18 protein-coding genes and 2 tRNA genes are annotated in these 18,790 nt (G+C 43.5%); 13 read left to right on the top strand and 7 right to left on the bottom strand.

The window, feature by feature from the left end; genetic code table 11:
- Nucleotides 1-91: 91 nt before the first annotated feature.
- Genes jag through rpmH form a run of 5 tightly spaced genes read right to left on the bottom strand, consistent with a single transcriptional unit; the run spans nucleotide 92 to nucleotide 2,729 of the window.
- Nucleotides 92-724 carry an RNA-binding cell elongation regulator Jag/EloR gene (gene jag, locus ACTNCK_RS06795; RefSeq protein WP_441081748.1) on the bottom strand — a complete coding sequence of 211 codons (633 nt, stop codon included), beginning with the start codon at nucleotides 722-724 and terminating at the stop codon, nucleotides 92-94.
- A gap of 2 nt (nucleotides 725-726) precedes the next feature.
- Entirely contained in the window at nucleotides 727-2,013 is a 1,287-nt protein-coding gene (locus tag ACTNCK_RS06790; RefSeq protein WP_441081747.1) for a YidC/Oxa1 family membrane protein insertase, read from the bottom strand.
- Nucleotides 2,014-2,027: 14 nt separating this feature from the next.
- On the bottom strand, nucleotides 2,028-2,237 hold the full coding sequence (gene yidD / locus ACTNCK_RS06785) for a membrane protein insertion efficiency factor YidD (RefSeq protein WP_441081790.1): 210 nt from the start codon (nucleotides 2,235-2,237) through the stop codon (nucleotides 2,028-2,030).
- On the bottom strand, nucleotides 2,237-2,584 hold the full coding sequence (gene rnpA, locus ACTNCK_RS06780; protein ID WP_441081746.1) for a ribonuclease P protein component: 348 nt from the start codon (nucleotides 2,582-2,584) through the stop codon (nucleotides 2,237-2,239). Before rnpA ends, yidD begins: the two co-directional genes overlap by 1 nt.
- Before the next feature lie 10 nt (nucleotides 2,585-2,594).
- Nucleotides 2,595-2,729 carry a 50S ribosomal protein L34 gene (gene rpmH, locus ACTNCK_RS06775; protein ID WP_441081745.1) on the bottom strand — a complete coding sequence of 45 codons (135 nt, stop codon included), beginning with the start codon at nucleotides 2,727-2,729 and terminating at the stop codon, nucleotides 2,595-2,597.
- 289 nt (nucleotides 2,730-3,018) lie between these two features.
- On the opposite strand from rpmH, the gene dnaA reads away from it, so the two are divergent.
- The 10 genes from dnaA to ACTNCK_RS06725 all read left to right on the top strand — a co-directional run bounded on the left by dnaA (nucleotide 3,019) and on the right by ACTNCK_RS06725 (nucleotide 14,728).
- Complete coding sequence (gene dnaA, locus ACTNCK_RS06770) at nucleotides 3,019-4,380, top strand: chromosomal replication initiator protein DnaA (protein ID WP_441081744.1); 1,362 nt, start codon at nucleotides 3,019-3,021, stop codon at nucleotides 4,378-4,380.
- 181 nt (nucleotides 4,381-4,561) lie between these two features.
- A complete protein-coding gene (dnaN, locus tag ACTNCK_RS06765) occupies nucleotides 4,562-5,680 on the top strand; it encodes a DNA polymerase III subunit beta (protein ID WP_441081743.1) in 1,119 nt (372 codons plus the stop codon).
- A gap of 1 nt (nucleotide 5,681) precedes the next feature.
- Nucleotides 5,682-5,894, top strand: coding sequence for an RNA-binding S4 domain-containing protein (locus ACTNCK_RS06760; RefSeq protein ID WP_441081742.1), 213 nt, complete (start codon nucleotides 5,682-5,684; stop codon nucleotides 5,892-5,894).
- Nucleotides 5,891-7,015, top strand: a complete 1,125-nt coding sequence (gene recF, locus ACTNCK_RS06755) for a DNA replication/repair protein RecF (RefSeq protein WP_441081740.1) — start codon at nucleotides 5,891-5,893, stop codon at nucleotides 7,013-7,015. Before ACTNCK_RS06760 ends, recF begins: the two co-directional genes overlap by 4 nt.
- Entirely contained in the window at nucleotides 7,015-8,934 is a 1,920-nt protein-coding gene (gene gyrB, locus ACTNCK_RS06750) for a DNA topoisomerase (ATP-hydrolyzing) subunit B (RefSeq protein ID WP_441081738.1), read from the top strand. Before recF ends, gyrB begins: the two co-directional genes overlap by 1 nt.
- A 27-nt stretch (nucleotides 8,935-8,961) precedes the next feature.
- Entirely contained in the window at nucleotides 8,962-11,541 is a 2,580-nt protein-coding gene (gene gyrA / locus ACTNCK_RS06745; protein ID WP_441081737.1) for a DNA gyrase subunit A, read from the top strand.
- Nucleotides 11,538-12,383: a fumarate hydratase gene (locus tag ACTNCK_RS06740; protein WP_441081736.1), complete on the top strand. Its 846-nt coding sequence runs from the start codon at nucleotides 11,538-11,540 to the stop codon at nucleotides 12,381-12,383. The genes gyrA and ACTNCK_RS06740 overlap by 4 nt, the downstream gene beginning before the upstream one ends.
- A gap of 1 nt (nucleotide 12,384) precedes the next feature.
- Nucleotides 12,385-12,918 carry a Fe-S-containing hydro-lyase gene (locus ACTNCK_RS06735; protein ID WP_441081735.1) on the top strand — a complete coding sequence of 178 codons (534 nt, stop codon included), beginning with the start codon at nucleotides 12,385-12,387 and terminating at the stop codon, nucleotides 12,916-12,918.
- Between the two features lie 279 nt (nucleotides 12,919-13,197).
- Complete coding sequence (locus tag ACTNCK_RS06730) at nucleotides 13,198-13,704, top strand: NINE protein (protein ID WP_441081734.1); 507 nt, start codon at nucleotides 13,198-13,200, stop codon at nucleotides 13,702-13,704.
- A 19-nt stretch (nucleotides 13,705-13,723) separates the two neighbouring features.
- Nucleotides 13,724-14,728, top strand: a complete 1,005-nt coding sequence (locus ACTNCK_RS06725; protein ID WP_441081733.1) for a DUF975 family protein — start codon at nucleotides 13,724-13,726, stop codon at nucleotides 14,726-14,728.
- Nucleotides 14,729-14,861: 133 nt separating this feature from the next.
- Here the strand turns inward: ACTNCK_RS06725 and ACTNCK_RS06720 are convergent.
- Together ACTNCK_RS06720 and ACTNCK_RS06715 are read right to left on the bottom strand one after the other, a co-directional pair.
- Nucleotides 14,862-14,932, bottom strand: a tRNA-Cys gene (locus tag ACTNCK_RS06720).
- Nucleotides 14,933-14,939: 7 nt separating this feature from the next.
- Nucleotides 14,940-15,027: transfer RNA gene (locus ACTNCK_RS06715), tRNA-Ser, on the bottom strand.
- Between the two features lie 684 nt (nucleotides 15,028-15,711).
- On the opposite strand from ACTNCK_RS06715, the gene ACTNCK_RS06710 reads away from it, so the two are divergent.
- Genes ACTNCK_RS06710 through trpD form a run of 3 tightly spaced genes read left to right on the top strand, consistent with a single transcriptional unit; the run spans nucleotide 15,712 to nucleotide 18,788 of the window.
- Nucleotides 15,712-17,190 (top strand): anthranilate synthase component I family protein, encoded by a 1,479-nt coding sequence (locus ACTNCK_RS06710; RefSeq protein WP_441081732.1) that lies wholly within the window; start codon nucleotides 15,712-15,714, stop codon nucleotides 17,188-17,190.
- Nucleotides 17,190-17,762: an anthranilate synthase component II gene (locus tag ACTNCK_RS06705; protein WP_441081731.1), complete on the top strand. Its 573-nt coding sequence runs from the start codon at nucleotides 17,190-17,192 to the stop codon at nucleotides 17,760-17,762. The genes ACTNCK_RS06710 and ACTNCK_RS06705 overlap by 1 nt, the downstream gene beginning before the upstream one ends.
- Before the next feature lie 15 nt (nucleotides 17,763-17,777).
- Nucleotides 17,778-18,788 (top strand): anthranilate phosphoribosyltransferase, encoded by a 1,011-nt coding sequence (gene trpD, locus ACTNCK_RS06700; RefSeq protein WP_441081730.1) that lies wholly within the window; start codon nucleotides 17,778-17,780, stop codon nucleotides 18,786-18,788.
- Nucleotides 18,789-18,790 lie beyond the last annotated feature (2 nt).

Here is an 18,790-nt window from a genome sequence, read left to right as displayed (position 1 = left end):
CTTCTTAACGTTATTATCAACATCAAAAGTTGATAAAGTTGATAAGTTCTTATAAAAAAGACCTCCCATAAGGGAGGCCTTAAATATCCTCTTATCTCTTAAGGTCGATTACCACATGTCTGTATGGCTCTTCTCCCTCAGAAAATGTAGTTACCTCGTCATCATCCTGAAGAGCAGTGTGGATAATCCTTCTCTCATAAGCAGTCATTGGTTCAAGAGACTGGGATCTATGAGTCTTCTTAGCCTTATAGGCAACATTCCTTGCAAGATTCTCAAGAGTCTCTTTTCTTCTGTGTCTATAATCCTCCGTATCAAGCTTAACACGTATATAATTATCGTGTCCCTTGTTGATAACAAGGCTTGTAAGATACTGAAGACTATCAAGGGTCTGTCCTCTCTTACCGATAAGAAGACCCATATGGTCACCGCTCAAGTTTATCGAAAGAACGCTCTCCTCGTCATTATAGAGCATCTCTATATTCACAGTAAGACCCATCTTATCAAAGACCTGATCAAGGAAATCCCTGGCAATATCCTCACATGATGTAGACCTTATCCTTGCGTTTATAACAGCATCCTTGGCCCCAATACCAAAAAGCCTGCCATTTGAGCCCTTATCAAGAATATCGATCTCAAGCTCAGATGAAGGAAGCCCTAAAGCAACTGATGCGTTTGTTATCGCATCTTCAACAGTCTTGCCGGTAAACTCTCTGAATTCCTCCATAATCAATTACCTCCCTTGTGGTTAGATTTCGTATTCCTCTGATTGAAATCCCTAACCAGATTAGCCTTCGAAGCCATACTGCCCTTTCTGGCATGAGATGCAGTCTCCCTTGCCTTTTCAAGCTGGTCAACCCTTTCCTTATCATTAAGGGAGTTAGCCTTACTGCTTAAGCTTCTGGTACTCATGTTTGAGTACTGCATCATCTTATCACGGGCGATTCCTCTCTTCTCTCTCTTCTTCTGTGCCTTTTCTTTGTTTCTTTCAATTATATCATTCAGATCTATATTCTCAAAGTGACGATTGAGAAGGACCTGCTGTATTGATCTGATCACGGCACCGGCTATCCAGTAAATAGAAAGACCTACAGGAGTAGTAAAAGAGATGAAAAGAGTCATGAGAGGCATCATGAGGTTCATGGTCCTCATCTGACGAGCCATCTGATCATTAGAATCATTAGACTGAGGTGTAAGCCTCATATTAAGATACTGGGTACCATAGGCAAGTATCGGAATAAGGATAGCCCCGATAGCAAGGCCAATCAAATGGTTTGAAAAGCCATAGCTTATAAGTCTCCATGGCGTATCTGAAATATTAAGATTGCCAAGATAATTTACAGAATGAAGTATGCCATGAGTATCCCTGATCTGGGATGAGAGATCCGGGAACTTATCTGTAAGCTTCATCCAGCCTGAATCAGGAAGCTTATAGAGGACATCAATGACAAAATTCTTTGATGCAGTTCCACTGCCATTGAAAGAAGTGTTGGCAACACCGGCAGTCTTAGCCAGCGCTGTCATTATCTTCTCATATCCACTAGTACTTACAATACTGTTGGTAAGTCCGCTAAATATCCCCTTGACCTCACCCAGATATGCAGGAATATTGTAGAAGACACGGTAGAGGGCAAAAAGGATAGGCATCTGGATAAGAAGCTGGATACAACTTCCCATAGGGGAGACTCCATACTTGGCATAGAGATCCTGAGTTTCCTCATTCATGGCCTGCATGGAAGCCTGATCCCTTTTTCCTTTATATTTCTTCTGGATTGCTGAAAGCTCCGGCTGCATCTTACGCTGCAGCATTGAAAACTTCTGCTGCTTGTATGTAAGAGGAAGAAGAGCCATATATATGATAAAAGTAAAAAGAACAATAGCAAAGGCTATCGAACCATTGTGTATTCCAAGAACTGTATAGATCAGATAATAGATCTTGTCCATTATCCATCCAAGTCCCTTTGCTATAGGACCGATAAATGTACCATTATATGCTGTTAAAAAAACTGGTATCAAAACAAATCCTCCAATCACGGAACCGGATCATATCCACCCTTTGAAAATGGATTGCATCTGATAATTCTCCAGAGTGCTAATGCTCCACCCTTAAGAGCACCATGCTTTTCCACAGCTATAAGGCCATATGTGGAACAGGTAGGATAGTAAGGACATTTTGTCGTCTTGAACGGAGAAATATATTTTCTATAGAATTTAATCAGAAAGATAATAAATCTTTTCATCATAAAGCTTGTTCCAATAATAAATGATGATATCTCATCAGAGAAAGAAGTGAGGAAGAGACCTGATCAAAGCTTTTTGATCTGGCATATGGTCTGGCTACAAGGACAAGATCATATCCGCAGATAAATGAATCCTCATTAAGCCTGTAGCTCTCACGGACAAGTCTTGTGATATGATGCCTGACTACACTATTTCCAACTTTCTTGCTGACAGAAATACCAATCCTGTTTTCATTCAGATCATTGGGGAGTACATAAAGGACAAAAAGACTGTCTGCCTTAGAATGACCCTTTCTGTAAACCCTCCTGAAATCTGAATTCTTCTTAAGAGATTCTGAAAACTTCATAGTAAACAGCTTATGCTGTGAGTTTTCTTCTGCCTTTAGCACGTCTTGCAGCGAGAACCTTACGGCCGCCCTTTGTGCTCATTCTTGAACGGAAGCCATGAACCTTGGCTCTCTGACGCTTCTTTGGCTGAAATGTCATCTTCATATATACGCACCTCCTTAAAATATTATCTACGTGGACAGAATATCGACTATCATTTTAACAAAAATCTGAAGAATGTCAAGCTACAACATAAGAGACCATATTTTGTAAACATACAAGATGTTGGCAATGTGAATAAAATTGTTGATAACTAAAAATATCAACATAAATTTCTGTTAGGAGTTGAAGTTTCTCTTAATTTTAGGTAAAATAGATAGTGGTTTTTTGACGAAATCACAGGGGAAGAATGTGTTTCTTCCTATTATAATATATAGTCTGGAGTAAAACGGTAATGGACGATATTGCGTCAATGTGGGAGGATATACTTCTCTCAGTCAAGAATGATTATGAAATAGCTGATGTCTCATTCAACACCTGGCTTGCACCACTGAAGATTGTTTCAGTAGATGGAAATGAGCTGACAGTCATGGCATCGGATGAGACTGATGAGATGGCTATCAATTATATTTCCAAGAAATATGAGAAGCCGCTGATCACAAAGATAGCTGACATGACAGGAAAGGAATATAATATCCACTTCATTCTGGCCAACCAGCTTGATACAAAGACTGAAGTTTCACAGGAGGATCTTCTCAGAAATCCAAACTACATGAATTCTAACCTGAATGACAAATATACGTTTGATTCATTCGTAGTAGGAAATAATAACCGTTTTGCCCAGAATGCTGCACTTGCGGTTGCAGAGACTCCCGGAAAGAATTTTAACCCGCTCTATATATACGGTGGTCCGGGACTTGGCAAAACCCACCTTATGCATGCGATAGGAAACTATATACTGCTGCATAATCCTGAAAAAAAAGTTCTTTATGTGACCTCAGAGGAATTTCTAAACGAGGTCATCGAATCTATACGAAGTACCAACAATACCTCGGCAATGAGCAAATTCCGGGAGAAATACCGTAAGGTTGATGTGCTGATGATCGATGATATACAGTTTATAATAGGTAAGGAATCGACTCAGGAGGAGTTTTTCCACACATTCAACGCTCTCCACTCCGCCGGAAAACAGATTGTCCTTACTTCTGATCGTCCTCCTAAGGAAATGAAGACCTTAGAGTCCCGTATCAGATCAAGATTCGAATGGGGACTCATGGCTGACATAGGCAATCCTGACTATGAGACAAGAATGGCTATTCTCCGAAAAAAGGTCGAGGATGAGAATATAAATCTTGCTGATGAGATACTTAACTACATAGCAACAAACATTACTACTAATGTCCGTGAGATAGAAGGCGCCCTTAACAAGCTCATAGCCTACTCCAATATAGAGCACACAGAAATCACTATGGATATAGCCCAGCAGGAGCTTGCCAACATCATTTCTCCTGAAAAGCCAAGGGAGATCACTCCCCAGCTCATAATCGAGGTAGTCGCTGACCACTATGATCTGACCATAGACCAGATGACATCGAAGAACAGGAGTAAGAATATAGCCGAGCCAAGGCAGATAGCCATGTATCTCTGCAAGCAGCTAACAGATTATCCACTTGATGCGATCGGCCAGCTGCTTGGTGGAAGGGACCATTCGACAATTATCTACGGTGCCAACAAGGTAGCAGATGATTATAAGAACAATGAAGAGTTGAAAAAACAGATCGATGCTATAAAAAAGAAGATCGATCCTAATTCATAGGTGAAATATTCACAGTCTATAAAGACCGTCAAACATCAGACTAACAGCTGATGACATGGATATTTTTTAAAGAAACATTGATATATAGCGGAAAACGGGACTTTTCCACATATCTACTGACTATAATAATAAGATTATTATCTTTTAGATAATAATGATGAGAAAGGAGTCCGTCAGAAAAATGAAGATCTCATGTTCACAGGAGGCGCTTCTTGAAAGCGTAAATGTAGTAACAAAGGCTGTACCTGTAAAGACAACTATGCCTATACTTGAATGTATACTTGTAAAGGCATTCAACGGACAGATAATACTTACTGCAAGCAATATGGATCTGGGAATAGAAAATCAGGTAAAAGACGGTGAAATCGATGAGGAGGGAATAGTAGCCCTTGATGCAAAGCTCTTTTCTGATGTGGTAAGGAATCTTCCAAAGAGCACGGTCTACATAGATACGGACGAGGTTTTCCATACGACGATCAGATGCGATAAGGCACTCTATAAGATAATAGGAAAATCAGGACAGGACTTCCCTGCTCTCGATCCTGTAAGGATAACGGATCCGGTCGTGATGTCCCAGCTGGCTCTTAAGGAAATGATCAGACAGACAGCTTTTGCTGTATCTGACAATGACGCCAACAAGATGATGACAGGTATCCTGTTCAATATTTCCAGAAACAACCTCAGAATGGTAGCCCTTGACGGACACCGTATCTCAATCAGGAATTGTTCTCTTAAGGAATCATATCCAGATGTAAATGTCGTGGTACCAGGAAGGCAGATGAACGAGATCAACAAGATCTTAAGTTCCGAATCGAACGATATGGTTTCTGTATATATCACTCCTTCAAAGATGATCTTTGAGATTGAATACACTATTATGGTCATAAGGCTTATAGATGGAGAGTACTTCAACTATGAGAAGATGATAAGAAATGAGTTCAATACAAAGATAAAAGTCAACAGAAGAGAGCTGATAGAGGGTGTGACACGTGCTACGCTTCTTGTAAGGGAGGTAGAGGCCCGTAAGAACCCGGTCATAGTAAGGATTGCAGATGATCAGATGGAGCTTATAGGAAACTCTGCAGTAGGAACAATGAACGAGAGTCTTCCTATAGTCAAGGAGGGAGCAGATCAGATGATAGGCTTCAATCCTAAGTTCCTGGTAGAGGCACTTAAGGCAATAGATGATGAAGAGGTTACTATGTATTTCTTTGATTCAAAATCGCCTTGCTTTATTAAGAACGAAACGGAATCATATATCTATCTGATACTGCCGATAAATTTTAATAACGTAAGATAATATGGTTATAAACATAAGAGAAACAGATGAATTCATAAAGCTTGGTCAGCTTCTTAAGAAGGCCGGTCTGGTAAGCTCAGGCGTGGAAGCCAAGGAGGTTATCCAGAATGGTGAGGTCACAGTAAATGGCGAGACCGATACCAGACGAGGAAGAAAGCTCTATGAGGGTGATGTCGTGGTATACGATGGAGAAGAGATAAAGGTTGGTAGATGATAGTAAGATCCCTGGATCTGAGAGATTTCAGAAATTATCAGAATCTTTCCATACAGTTTGATCCCAGAACCAATATCATCTGGGGTGATAATGCCCAGGGGAAGACCAACATACTTGAAGCCATAGGAGTCTGCTCCACAAGCCGGTCCCACAGAGGAAGCCGGGACAGCGAAATGATAAGGTTCGATCAGAATGAGGGACATATCATGACCATTGTGGAAAAGGCCGGCATGACATATCAGATAGATGTCCATCTGAAAAGAGGACATTCCAAGGGAATAGCAATAAACCGGGTCCCTATAAAAAAGGCCTCTGAGCTGTTTGGAATACTGAATGTGATATTTTTCTCGCCTGATGACCTGTCTATAATAAAGATGGGACCGGACAAGAGAAGAAGGTTTATAGATACAGAGCTTTGTCAGATAGACAGAGTCTATCTTTATAATCTAAGTGAATATAACAAGGCACTCGCCCAAAGAAACAGCCTTTTGAAGGAAATATACAGGAACAGAGGACTTCTTGATACCCTGTCTGTGTGGGATATGGCCCTGGCAGGCTATGGAGAAAAGATAATCAGTCGTAGAAGGCAGTTTATAGAGGAGATATCACCTGTAGTGAGTGAAATCCACAGTGAGATCTCAGGTGAAAAGGAAGAGGTAAGACTCAGCTATGAAAGTAATGTGTCAGAGAATGACTTCAGAGAAGCACTTGTTAGATCACTTGATAATGATTTAAGGCTTGGGACGACCACAAAGGGTCCTCACAGAGATGATCTGAGATTTGATCTGGCAGGTGCAGATTTAAGAAAGTTCGGATCCCAGGGACAGCAGAGAACAGCAGCCCTTTCGCTTAAGCTTTCCGAGGTAAATGTGATGGAGGAGGCTACAAGAGAAAAGCCTGTTCTGCTGCTCGATGATGTGCTATCAGAGCTTGACAGCAAGAGACAGCAGGATCTTCTCAAGAGTCTGTCACAGACCCAGACGCTTATCAGCTGTACAGGGCTTGATGATTTTGTAAGAAGTCAGTATAAAATAAATAAAATTTTTGAAGTAGTAAAAGGAACCGTTACAGAAGTGACTGATTCCACGGATCTAGCAGGAAAGGAAACGGAGCAGAAATAATGGTTGAACATGAATACGGTGGTGACCAGATACAGATCCTTGAGGGCCTCGAGGCAGTCAGAAAAAGACCTGGAATGTATATAGGATCGACCTCTGCAAAGGGACTTCACCATCTTGTATATGAGATTGTTGATAACTCTGTTGATGAGGCACTTGCAGGATTTTGTCATCATATACAGGTTGAGATCAATAAGGGTAATACCATAACTGTAACTGACGATGGACGTGGGATACCTGTAGATATTAACCACAAATCAGGAAAGCCGGGTGTTGAGGTCGTATTTACGGTCCTGCATGCCGGAGGTAAGTTCGGAGGCGGAGGCTACAAGGTATCAGGAGGTCTTCATGGAGTAGGAGCCTCAGTAGTAAATGCTCTTTCCGACTGGCTGGAGGTAGAGGTCAGACGTGATGGAAAGGTCTATAAGCAGAAATATGAAAAGGGCAAGACCATGTATGATCTGAAGGTCGTTGGAGAATGTCCGTCTGATCAGACCGGAACCAGGGTCACATTCAAGCCTGACGAGACTATATTTGAGACGACTGAATACGATTTTGATACCTTAAAGACCAGACTGAGGGAAACTGCTTTCCTTACTAAGGCCTTAAAGATCACTCTGACTGATCATAGAGGTGAAGAGGACAGGACAGATGTCTTTCACTACGAGGGCGGTATCAAGGAATTCGTGGAATATCTAAATCGTGGTAAGCAGCCGCTCTATCCGGATGTGATCTATTGTGAGGGAAAAAAGAATGATGTGCTTGTAGAGGTTGCCATGCAGCATAATGATTCCTTCAATGATTCCTCATACAGCTTTGTAAATAATATCATTACACCTGAAGGCGGAACCCATGTGGCCGGCTTCAAGGCTGCGGTCACAAGGACCTTTAATAACTATGCTCATGAGAATAAGCTTATAAAGGAAAATGATCCTCCACTTACCGGAGATGACATAAGAGAGGGACTTACAGCTATCATCAGCATAAAGATCTCAGAACCTCAGTTTGAGGGACAGACCAAGCAGAAGCTTGGGAATAGCGATGCAAAGACCGCTGTTGATTCAGTTGTAAGTGAGCAGCTGACCTATTATCTGGAACAGCATCCTCAGGTCGCAAAGATCATCTGTGAGAAATCGCTTCTGGCCCAGAGAGCAAGGGAGGCAGCAAGAAAGGCCAGAGATCTGACAAGGAGAAAGACAGCTCTTGATTCTACATCCCTTCCGGGAAAGCTGGCAGACTGTACCGATAAGGATCCGGCAAACTGCGAGATCTTCATAGTCGAGGGAGATTCAGCCGGTGGCTCAGCGAAGTCTGCTAGAAGCCGTGCTACTCAGGCGATACTTCCTCTCCGCGGCAAGATCCTGAATGTGGAAAAGGCCCGTGAGGACAAGATATACAGCAATAAAGAGATAAAGGCCATGATAACAGCCTTCGGAACAGGAATCCTTGACGATTTTGATATCACAAAGCTCAGATATCATAAGATTATAATAATGACTGATGCCGATGTTGATGGAGCTCATATAGCTACGCTGATGCTGACCTTTATCTACAGATATATGCCTGAGCTTATCAAGCAGGGTTATGTCTATCTGGCAATGCCTCCTCTCTACAAGGTCGAAAAAAATAAAAAGGTATGGTATGCCTACAATGATGACCAGCTGAATCAGATCATGGATCAGATAGGCCGTGACCAGAATAACAAGGTCCAGAGATACAAGGGACTTGGTGAGATGGATGCTGATCAGCTCTGGGAGACCACTATGGATCCTGAAAGAAGGATCCTGAAGAGAGTGAATATGGATGATGACGACCTTTCAGAGGTTGACAAGGTATTTTCCACTCTTATGGGAGATGAGGTAGAGCCCCGCAGAGAATTCATCATTGAAAACGCTAAAAAGGTTGAAAACCTTGATATTTAACATGTCAGAATCTGACAAGGAAGAAAAATGGACGACAAAATTTTTGACAATATAAGAGAGGTAGATCTGAAGAAGACCATGGAGTCCTCTTATCTCGATTACTCTATGAGCGTTATAGTCTCAAGAGCACTTCCGGATGTGAGGGATGGTCTGAAGCCTGTTCAGCGAAGAATCCTCTATTCTATGAGCGAGATGAACAACTATCCGGACAAGCCGCATAGGAAATGCGCCCGTATAGTTGGTGATACAATGGGTAAATATCATCCGCATGGAGACTCCTCTATCTACGGAGCCCTTGTAAATCTTGCTCAGGACTGGAACACCAGATATACTCTTGTTGATGGTCATGGAAATTTCGGATCAGTAGACGGAGACAGTCCGGCAGCCATGAGGTATACAGAGGCCAGACTTTCAAAGATATCTCTGGCTATGATCCAGGATATAGGCAAGGATACGGTTGATTTCATTCCAAACTATGATGAAACTGAAAAGGAGCCCCTTGTCCTCCCTTCGCGTTACCCTAATCTTCTGGTAAACGGAGCCCAGGGTATAGCAGTTGGTATGGCTACAAATATTCCTCCACACAACCTTCGTGAGGTAATAGACGCAGTTGTCCGTATAATCGATAATCGTATTGAAAATGACAGGGATACGGATATTGATGAGATAATGACTATAATTAAGGGACCTGATTTTCCTACAGGAGCCCAGATATTAGGTCACAGAGGAATAAGTGAGACATACAGAACCGGCCGTGGAAAGATAAAGGTCAGAGGCGTCACAGATATTGAGCCGATGGCCAACGGAAAAAACAGGATAGTTATAACAGAGCTGCCTTATTATGTAAATAAGGCAAGGCTTATAGCAAATATAGCAGATCTGGTAAAGAATAAAAAGCTCGACGGCATCACAGCCCTTCGTGATGAGACAAGCCGTGAGGGAATGAGGATAGCCATCGAGCTACGTAAGGATATAAATCCTCAGATCATGCTGAATCAGCTCTACAAGCATACCCAGCTCCAGGAAACCTATGGTGCTATAATGCTTGCACTTGTTGATAATCAGCCTAAGGTATTAAACCTGAAGGAGATGCTTGACTACTATCTGTCCTTCCAGGAGGAGGTAGTCACAAGACGTACAAAATACGATCTCAATAAGGCAGAGGAAAGAGCCCATATACTTGAGGGTCTGTTAAAGGCGCTCGATTTTATCGACGAGGTCATCTCTATAATAAGATCATCAAACGATGTTGCGACAGCAAAGACAAGACTTATGGAGAGATTCGGTCTTGACGAGGTTCAGGCTTCAAATATAGTAGAAATGAGACTTCGTGCCCTTACTGGACTCGAGAGACAGAAGCTTTTGGATGAGTATGACGGACTCCAGATAAAGATAAAGGAGTATAAGGCCATACTCTCAGATGAAAAGCTGCTTCTCGGTGTGATCAAAAAGGAGATCATCGTATACAAGGAAAAATACGGAGATGACAGAAGGACAGTCATAGTTTCAGGTGAGGATGATGAGATCGACGATGAGGATCTGATCCCTGATGACAATACAGTCATTACCTTTACCAATCTGGGCTATATAAAGCGGATGAGCATGGACAATTTCAAGGCTCAGAACCGTGGCGGAAAAGGAATAAAGGGTACAGAGCTTCTTCAGGATGATTTCATCACCGAGATCATGATGACAACGAATCATCATAATCTGCTATTCTTTACAAACAAGGGAAGGGTATATAAGCTAAAGGCCTATAAGATCCCTGAGGCATCACGTACTGCAAGAGGTACTGCGATAGTAAACCTGCTCCAGCTGTCAGGTGATGAGAAGATAACGTCCGCGATCGCCCTTCGCGACAGAAATGAGGGCGCTGATCATGACGAATACCTGTTCATGGTAACAAGGAGCGGAACTGTCAAGAAGACAAGAGTGGATGAATTTGAAAATATCAATAAGAATGGTCTTATAGCTGTAAATCTCCGGGACGGTGATGAGCTTATCACTGTAAAGAAGGTGACGGATAAGGATCAGATCATTCTCTTTACAAAGCAGGGACAATGCTGCAGGTTCAGATCGACTGATGTAAGGGACATGGGAAGAAATGCAACCGGTGTCAGAGGAATGAACCTGTCAGACGGTGACTGTATAATTGCCATGCAGCTTGATTCTCAGGGAGAGAGTGCCCTTATTGTTTCAGAAAAGGGTCTTGGAAAATGCACCATGCTGTCTGAATTCCCGCTTAAGAACAGAGGGATAAAGGGAATCAAATGCTACAGGATCACAGATAGAACAGGATGTCTGGTAGGTGCCAAGGTCGTAAACAAGGATGATGAGGTAATGATCATCAATACGAGTGGTACCATCATAAGGATCAAGGTAGCCGAGACCACCCTCCAGTCCAGATACGGAACCGGAGTAAAGCTTATCAACCTGACAGGTGATGAAAAAGTTGCATCTATAGCAAAGGTAAGACGTGATTATCTTGTTGAGGAGGCGCAGGATCAGGCCGGATCAGATGAAGCTGATTCCTCAGCTGACAAAGAAGCGGAAAATAATGACATAAACAGGCTTCTTGACAGGGCAGAAAAGGACAGGGATCAATGATCAGAGAAATTGATACATCGGTTATAACTGAAAAGATCAGGGAGATGTGCATCTCTATAAACTACAAGCTTTCAGACGATATGAAGAAGGCTATCTACAGGGCCGGAGAAAATGAGGATGATCCTCTTGGAAAGCAGATCATATCCCAGCTTGAGAAAAACCTTGATATAGCATCAGAGGATATGATCCCTATCTGTCAGGACACAGGAATGGCTGTTATATTTCTTGAAATCGGTCAGGATGTGCATCTGTGCGGATCGGATCTTAATGATGCTGTAAACGAGGGAGTCAGAAGAGGATACGAGGAGGGCTATCTTCGTAAATCCGTTGTTGCAGACCCGATTGAGAGAGTAAATACAAGGGATAATACTCCAGCCATAATCCATGAAAGAATAGTACCCGGAGATAAGATTCGTATTAAGGTTGCTCCAAAGGGCTTTGGCAGTGAAAATATGAGCAGGATCTATATGCTTAAGCCTGCACAGGGTATAGATGGTGTCAGGGAAGCGATAGTAGAAACTGTAAAGGAAGCTGGTCCTAACGCCTGTCCTCCTATGGTAGTAGGAGTCGGAATCGGCGGCAATTTCGAAAAATCTGCTGAAATGGCAAAGGAAGCCCTGACCAGAGAGGTCGGCGTCCATTCAGAAAAGAAATGGGTAAGAGATCTCGAGGAGGAGGCACTTTCAGAGATAAATTCGCTTGGTATAGGACCTGCCGGTCTCGGAGGAAGGACTACTGCTCTTGCAGTAAATATAAATACTTATCCTACTCATATAGCAGGACTTCCTGTAGCAGTAAATATCTGCTGTCATGTAAACAGGCATATAAGCTGTGAGATCTGAAATGGAGAATAAAATGGAGATACATATGGATCTGCCGATCACGGCAGAAAAAGCTTCTAGTTTAAAGATCGGTGACTTCGTCTATCTGACTGGAGAAATGTATGTAGCCAGAGATGCAGCTCATAAAAGGCTTTTTGACCTGATAGAAAAGGGTCAGAAGCTTCCTATTGATCTTAAGGATTCAACGATTTACTATATGGGACCATCTCCTGCCAGAGAGGGAAGGCCAATAGGATCGGCCGGTCCTACAACTGCAAGCAGAATGGATAAATACGCTCCTACCCTGCTTGACCTTGGAGAAAAGGCTATGGTGGGAAAGGGAAAGCGAACGAAGGAGGTGCTAGAGGCTGTAGTAAGAAATCATGCTGTTTATTTTGCAGCAATCGGAGGTGCCGGGGCGCTTCTTTCAAAATGTATCACAAGCTCAAAGATCATAGCCTATGAGGATCTGGGAGCGGAGGCTATAAGGAAGATCACAGTAAAGGATTTTCCAGTGATAGTAGTAGCAGATGATAAGGGAGGGTATTTGTATTAGAGGTGCGAGGTTAGAGGTGTGAGGTTAGAGGTGTGAGGTTAGAGGTGTGAGGTGCGAGGTGCGAGGCCGCTGTCTGAGGCCGAAAGCATAGAGATGAAGACGAGCGATAGCGAAGTCTGAATCCTATGCGAGGTCGTTCTGTGAGATTAGCGAAAGCAAGCCGTAGGCGAAGCTTGAGCTTAGCGAACAGAACTTCATTATTAGCGAGAGCAAGCCGAAGGCGCAGCTCGAATTTAGCGAAAAGAACTTCCTACCCCTAATCCCAACAAGGAGGATTTTATGTCAAAATTTTGCCCTAATTGTGGGGCTCCGATCGAGTCTGGCAGCAATGTCTGCCCTAATTGCGGATCTATAGTTGGTCCTGAAAACGGAGGCCAGTATCAAAGCAACCAGAATAGTCAGTATGGTCCCTACGGAAGTAATCAGAATGGCCATTATGATCAGTTTGGTAATAACCAGAATAATCAGTTTAATGCCTATGGTAACAATCAGTACCAGCAGGGTGGTCAGTTCCAGCAGAATTACCAGAATGGCTATAATCAGTTTCAGAACTATGGTTATCAGCCGCTTCCGGCCAGAAGTAAGGTGGCTGCCGGAATACTTTTTATACTCTTTGGTGATATAGGAGTAGGTAACTTCTATATGGGACAGATAGGTCTTGGAATTGTAGATCTGCTTTTCTGCTGGACAGGTATTCCTGCTATCGTTAATTTCATCAGGGGTATTATAGTATTATGTTCAAGTGACGAAAGCTTCTGCCAGAAATACAACTGCAGACTGGGCTGATCCAAAGAGGAGGTAAATAATGGATAATAATTTCAACAACGGAAGCAACTGGAATAATAATGGCCAGTCTGATAATGGCAGTTGGAATACTCAGGGTAATGGCACGGATCAGAACGGCTGGAGCAATAACAGCCAGTCTGATAATGGCAGTTGGAATGCCCAGAGTAATGGCACAGGTCAGAATGGCTGGAGCAATAACAGCCAGTCTGATAATAACAGCTGGAATGCCCAGGGTAATGGCACAGGTCAGAATGGCTGGAGCAATAACAAGCAGTGGAATGATCAGCAGAATAATGGCTGGAATGGTGGAAATAATAACAGCAGCTGGAACAACGGAAATAATAACAAGGGGTGGAATGGCGGATATCAGACACCTCCGCCGGTACAGAGACAGCCGGTCTTTTTCAACGGAATCCTGAACAGGTCCCTGCTCAAGGAAGAGGCCAGGGCTATATTCAAGGGTAATTACTGGAATGCTGTTCTTGCAGTCCTGCTTCCCTCTCTTATAGCAGGTGGAATAGCCGCCATAGTACCACCTGTAGGTTCTATCATTTCATGGATATTTTCTCCTATCCTTATAGTAGGAGGCCTTGTACTTCTTCTTAGAATAGTAAGAGGAATGAGAAATGCAGGAGTTGGCGATATTTTCAGTATTTTTGATAAGTTCGGAAATGTCTTTTTAGCATACTTTACGACAAATCTTTTTATAGGACTCTGGACACTGCTTTTCGTGATACCGGGAATCTATAAGAGCTTCTGCTGGGCGATGACATTCTATATCATAGCAGACGATCCTGATATAAGCGGTACAGAGGCCCGCCGTCTGTCAGAGGCAATGATGGAAGGTCATAAGATGGAATTCTTCATTCTCCAGCTGTCCTTCATAGGATGGGCACTGCTTAGTGCATGTACATTCGGAATACTTGGAATTTTCTATGTAGCACCATGGATGGCAACAACGAATGCGGATTATTATGATAATCTTAGGATGCTGTACGAAGCCAGGGTAGGATATAGGAGCTAGTAGTTAGGAATTAGGGATCAGGGTCCAGGGATTAGCGGGTACTTAACTGTTTTCAGGTCAAAACCACTAAGCCCTGACTACTGATTCCTATTCACTAAAAAAAACAGCCCAGCTTCACTGGACTGTCATATAGAGGCGCCACTCGGATTTGAACCGGGGATAGAGGTGTTGCAGACCTTTGCCTTACCACTTGGCTATGGCGCCATATAAACGGAGAAGGAGGGATTTGAACCCTCGCGCCGGTTTCCCGACCTATACCCTTAGCAGGGGCACCTCTTCGGCCTCTTGAGTACTTCTCCAAAAAGCATTTAAAAAAATGCCCTGTACCAAGACACGGTTGAGATTTCCGATACTCAACGTGCTTTTCTATTTTACTAAATTCCAAGGCTTTTGTCAATGGCTTTTTAAAAATTTGCTGTACTTTCATAATGCTGGTTATAATCGATTGCCGGCTACGTCAAGAGAAGGTGTGAGGTGTGAGGTCTGAGGTTTGAGGTATATGAGAGGATTAATGGCCCTGAACCCTGGCGCCGTTACTGTTCAGACCACATGTTGGCCTAAATAAATTGCCGGCTTTTTTATAAATGAAAAAATTTCACTTGAAAAAGCAGGACATGAGTAGTAATATAAATGCAAATTTAAATGAAACCGATGAAGCGGAGATCAAAGTAAGCTATCGCGCACAGAGAGTCCGGGATGATGAGAGCCGGATCGTATGAGACTTGCCAAATGGACCGCTGAGGGCACAGTGAAAGGATATAATTTCTTAGTACTCTGTGACGAGAGGCATGCGTCAGTTGCCGGAGGTATGTTGGTACCTTGCTAAGTGTGTGGACTTCCACGAATCAGGATGGCACCGCGGGACTATAGACATTTATAGACTCGTTCCTGGAGATCGTTAATGAGACGACTCTGGGAACGGGTCTTTTTTATTTAGTGATCAGGGCCTGGTCCCTGACCACGGAAAGGAGCATAATTAAGCCATGCAGCCTGAATTATCAAGAGTAAAGGAAATCGCGATGGATTCGGAATTCAGAAGGATTCCGGTATATGAGGAGATCTACTCCGATATGCTTACACCTATCATGGTGATGAAGAAGCTTCGCGCAAAGAGCAATCATGTCTATCTGCTGGAGAGCGCGAGTCAGGATAAGACCTGGGGCAGATATTCATTTCTGGGCTACAAGCCGACAATGGAGATCACCTGCCAGAAGGGACATATGGTAGAAAGGTCCTTATGCGATGATGGAACGACAGAGATTAAAGAAATTGAAGTAACCCACCCGGGAGATGAGCTGAGAAGAATTGTAAGAAAGTATAAGAGCGCAGTCCTAAAGGAACTCCCATATTTCACGGGTGGTCTGGTCGGATATTTTTCCTATGACTATATCAGATATGCAGAGCCAAAGCTTGATCTTTCAGACGACGGTGATTTCAAGGACATGGACCTGATGCTTTTCAACGAGGTAATAGCCTTCGACTATTATAAGCAGAAAATCTATCTGATAAGCGGGGTCGATACGACTGATCCGGAGGATTCATATGAGAAGGCCGCGCAGAGACTTAAGGAGATCAGGGAAGTGATCACAGGTGATGATGAATATGATTTCGCCCCTCTTGAGCTCAAGTCTCAGATAAAGCCTCTTTTTTCAGAAGAAGAATATGCCGGAATGGTAGAAAAGGCAAAGCACTATATCCATGAGGGAGATATATTTCAGGTAGTGCTCTCAGATCCTCTTCAGGCAAAGGCAAAAGGTGATCTGTTTGATACATACAGGGTCTTAAGGACCAGCAATCCGAGTCCTTATATGTTTTATTTCTCAAGTGATGACATAGAGATGACAGGAGCATCGCCGGAGACCCTGGCCAGACTAGAGAACGGTGTCGTATCGAGCTTTCCTCTGGCAGGAACGAGAGCGAGAGGAAGGAATGATGAGGAGGATCAGGCCCTGATAAAGGATCTGCTCTCTGATGAGAAGGAGCTTTCAGAGCATAACATGCTTGTGGATCTGGGAAGAAACGATGTGGGAAAGATTTCAAGGCTCGGAAGCGTAAGGGTGACTGATTACCTGAGCGTACAGAAGTTTTCGCAGGTCATGCATATAGGATCGACAGTAGTCGGAGAGATAAGAGATGATAAGGACGCTATCGATGCAATCGACGCCATCCTTCCGGCAGGAACCCTTTCCGGAGCGCCGAAATTCAGAGCCTGCCAGATAATAGAGGAGCTTGAGCATTCCCAGAGAGGAATCTATGGCGGAGCAATAGGATATATAGATTTCAGCGGGAATCTGGATGTATGTATAGCGATAAGGCTGGCTTATAAGAAAAATGATAAGCTGACGATAAGATCAGGAGCTGGAATAGTAGCAGATTCGGTGCCTGAAAAGGAATTCATGGAGTGTCAGAACAAGGCAAAGGCAGTCGTTCTGGCAGTGGAAAAGTCAGAAGGAGGTCTGTAATGGTAGTTCTTGTGGATAATTATGACAGCTTCACCTATAACCTTTATCATCTGGCTGGCTCGGTCAGGCCGGATATAAGGGTGATAAGGAATGACGAATGCAGCCTTGAAGACGTCGAGAAAATGAAACCTGACTACCTGCTCATATCTCCAGGTCCAAAGAGACCGGAGGATGCAGGTATATGTATGGAGCTTATTAAATCATTCGCTGGAAAAGTCCCAGTAATGGGAGTCTGTCTGGGACACCAGTCAATAGTCCAGGCCTTCGGTGGAAGGATAACCTATGCCAGGGAGCTTATGCATGGTAAAAAGAAGCCAATCAGACGGACTGGTAAGAGCATCCTTTTAGATGGCCTGCCGGAAGTATTTTACGCAGCCAGATACCATTCGCTTGAAGCTGATCCGGACAGTCTGCCGGACTGCCTTAGGGTAACAGCCGTTTCGGATGACGGGCAAAGGGAGATAATGGCAGTAGAGCATAAGGAATATCCTGTATTCGGGGTTCAGTTCCATCCGGAGTCAGTTATGACAGACGTTGGAAAGCAGATAATGGAAAATTTTTTCAGACAGTGATATAAGGAGGCAGAAATGATAGCAGAGGCGATCAAAAAGGTTGTAAATAAGCAGGATCTGACCTATGATGAGGCCAGAAGTGTAATGGATGAGATAATGAGCGGAAACGCCAGCCAGGTTCAGGAGGCAGCCTATCTTACCGCCCTTTCCATGAAAGGTGAGACTATAGATGAGATAACGGCGTCCGCAGAGGGAATGAGGGCAGCAGGCACAAAGCTCTTGAATGATATGGATGTCCTTGAAATAGTAGGAACAGGCGGAGATGGTTCAAATTCTTTTAATATTTCTACCACCGCATCGATCGTAATAGCAGCAGATGATATACCGGTAGCAAAGCACGGAAACAGAGCAGCCTCATCAAGGTCAGGAGCAGCAGACTGCCTTGAGGCACTAGGAGTAAAGATCGATATAGATCCGGCCAGGAACTTAGAGATTCTTAAAAAGATAAATATCTGCTTCCTTTTTGCCCAGAGATATCACAGCGCAATGAGATTTGTCGGACCTGTAAGGAAAGAGCTTGGGATACGTACAATTTTTAATATACTAGGACCTCTTACCTCTCCTGCCGGAGCAGCCTACCAGGTCATGGGGGTTTATGATGAGTCGCTTGTCGAGCCACTTGCAAAGGTGCTTTCAAATCTCGGAGTTAAGCGCGGAATGGTAGTTTACGGACTTGACAGTCTCGATGAGATATCGATGAGCTCGCCTACAGCAGTATGTGAGATAAATGGAGACAGGAAGGGCATCTACAGGATCTCACCTGAGGACTTCGGATATAAGACCTGTGATAAGAAAGAGCTTCTTGGCGGCAGGCCTGAGGAAAACGCAAGGATCACGAGAGACATAATAAGCGGTGCAGATAAAGGACCTAAGAGGCAGGCCGTCTGCCTGAATGCCGGCGCAGCCATTTATATAGCCGGGAAGGCAGGGAATATGAAGGAGGGAGTAAGGAGAGCAGAGGAGCTTATCGACAGCGGTAAGGCTGGGGACAAGCTCAGTCAGTTTATAGAGGAAAGCAATAAGTAAGT

It is taken from the genome of Candidatus Weimeria sp. HCP3S3_B5 (genome assembly GCF_052064335.1).
Taxonomy (GTDB): Bacteria; Bacillota; Clostridia; order Lachnospirales; family Lachnospiraceae; genus Weimeria.
The sequence above is the reverse complement of the archived record's forward strand: the minus strand, read 5'-3'. Positions and strand labels throughout refer to the sequence as shown.

Coding starts and splice junctions, on each gene's coding strand:
- jag (WP_441081748.1), bottom strand. CDS start 724: ATGGAGGAATTCAGAGAGTTTACCGGCAAGACTGTTGAAGATGCGATA.
- yidD (WP_441081790.1), bottom strand. CDS start 2,237: ATGAAAAGATTTATTATCTTTCTGATTAAATTCTATAGAAAATATATT.
- rnpA (WP_441081746.1), bottom strand. CDS start 2,584: ATGAAGTTTTCAGAATCTCTTAAGAAGAATTCAGATTTCAGGAGGGTT.
- rpmH (WP_441081745.1), bottom strand. CDS start 2,729: ATGAAGATGACATTTCAGCCAAAGAAGCGTCAGAGAGCCAAGGTTCAT.
- dnaA (WP_441081744.1), top strand. CDS start 3,019: ATGGACGATATTGCGTCAATGTGGGAGGATATACTTCTCTCAGTCAAG.
- dnaN (WP_441081743.1), top strand. CDS start 4,562: ATGAAGATCTCATGTTCACAGGAGGCGCTTCTTGAAAGCGTAAATGTA.
- ACTNCK_RS06760 (WP_441081742.1), top strand. CDS start 5,682: ATGGTTATAAACATAAGAGAAACAGATGAATTCATAAAGCTTGGTCAG.
- recF (WP_441081740.1), top strand. CDS start 5,891: ATGATAGTAAGATCCCTGGATCTGAGAGATTTCAGAAATTATCAGAAT.
- gyrB (WP_441081738.1), top strand. CDS start 7,015: ATGGTTGAACATGAATACGGTGGTGACCAGATACAGATCCTTGAGGGC.
- gyrA (WP_441081737.1), top strand. CDS start 8,962: ATGGACGACAAAATTTTTGACAATATAAGAGAGGTAGATCTGAAGAAG.
- ACTNCK_RS06740 (WP_441081736.1), top strand. CDS start 11,538: ATGATCAGAGAAATTGATACATCGGTTATAACTGAAAAGATCAGGGAG.
- ACTNCK_RS06735 (WP_441081735.1), top strand. CDS start 12,385: ATGGAGAATAAAATGGAGATACATATGGATCTGCCGATCACGGCAGAA.
- ACTNCK_RS06730 (WP_441081734.1), top strand. CDS start 13,198: ATGTCAAAATTTTGCCCTAATTGTGGGGCTCCGATCGAGTCTGGCAGC.
- ACTNCK_RS06725 (WP_441081733.1), top strand. CDS start 13,724: ATGGATAATAATTTCAACAACGGAAGCAACTGGAATAATAATGGCCAG.
- ACTNCK_RS06710 (WP_441081732.1), top strand. CDS start 15,712: ATGCAGCCTGAATTATCAAGAGTAAAGGAAATCGCGATGGATTCGGAA.
- ACTNCK_RS06705 (WP_441081731.1), top strand. CDS start 17,190: ATGGTAGTTCTTGTGGATAATTATGACAGCTTCACCTATAACCTTTAT.
- trpD (WP_441081730.1), top strand. CDS start 17,778: ATGATAGCAGAGGCGATCAAAAAGGTTGTAAATAAGCAGGATCTGACC.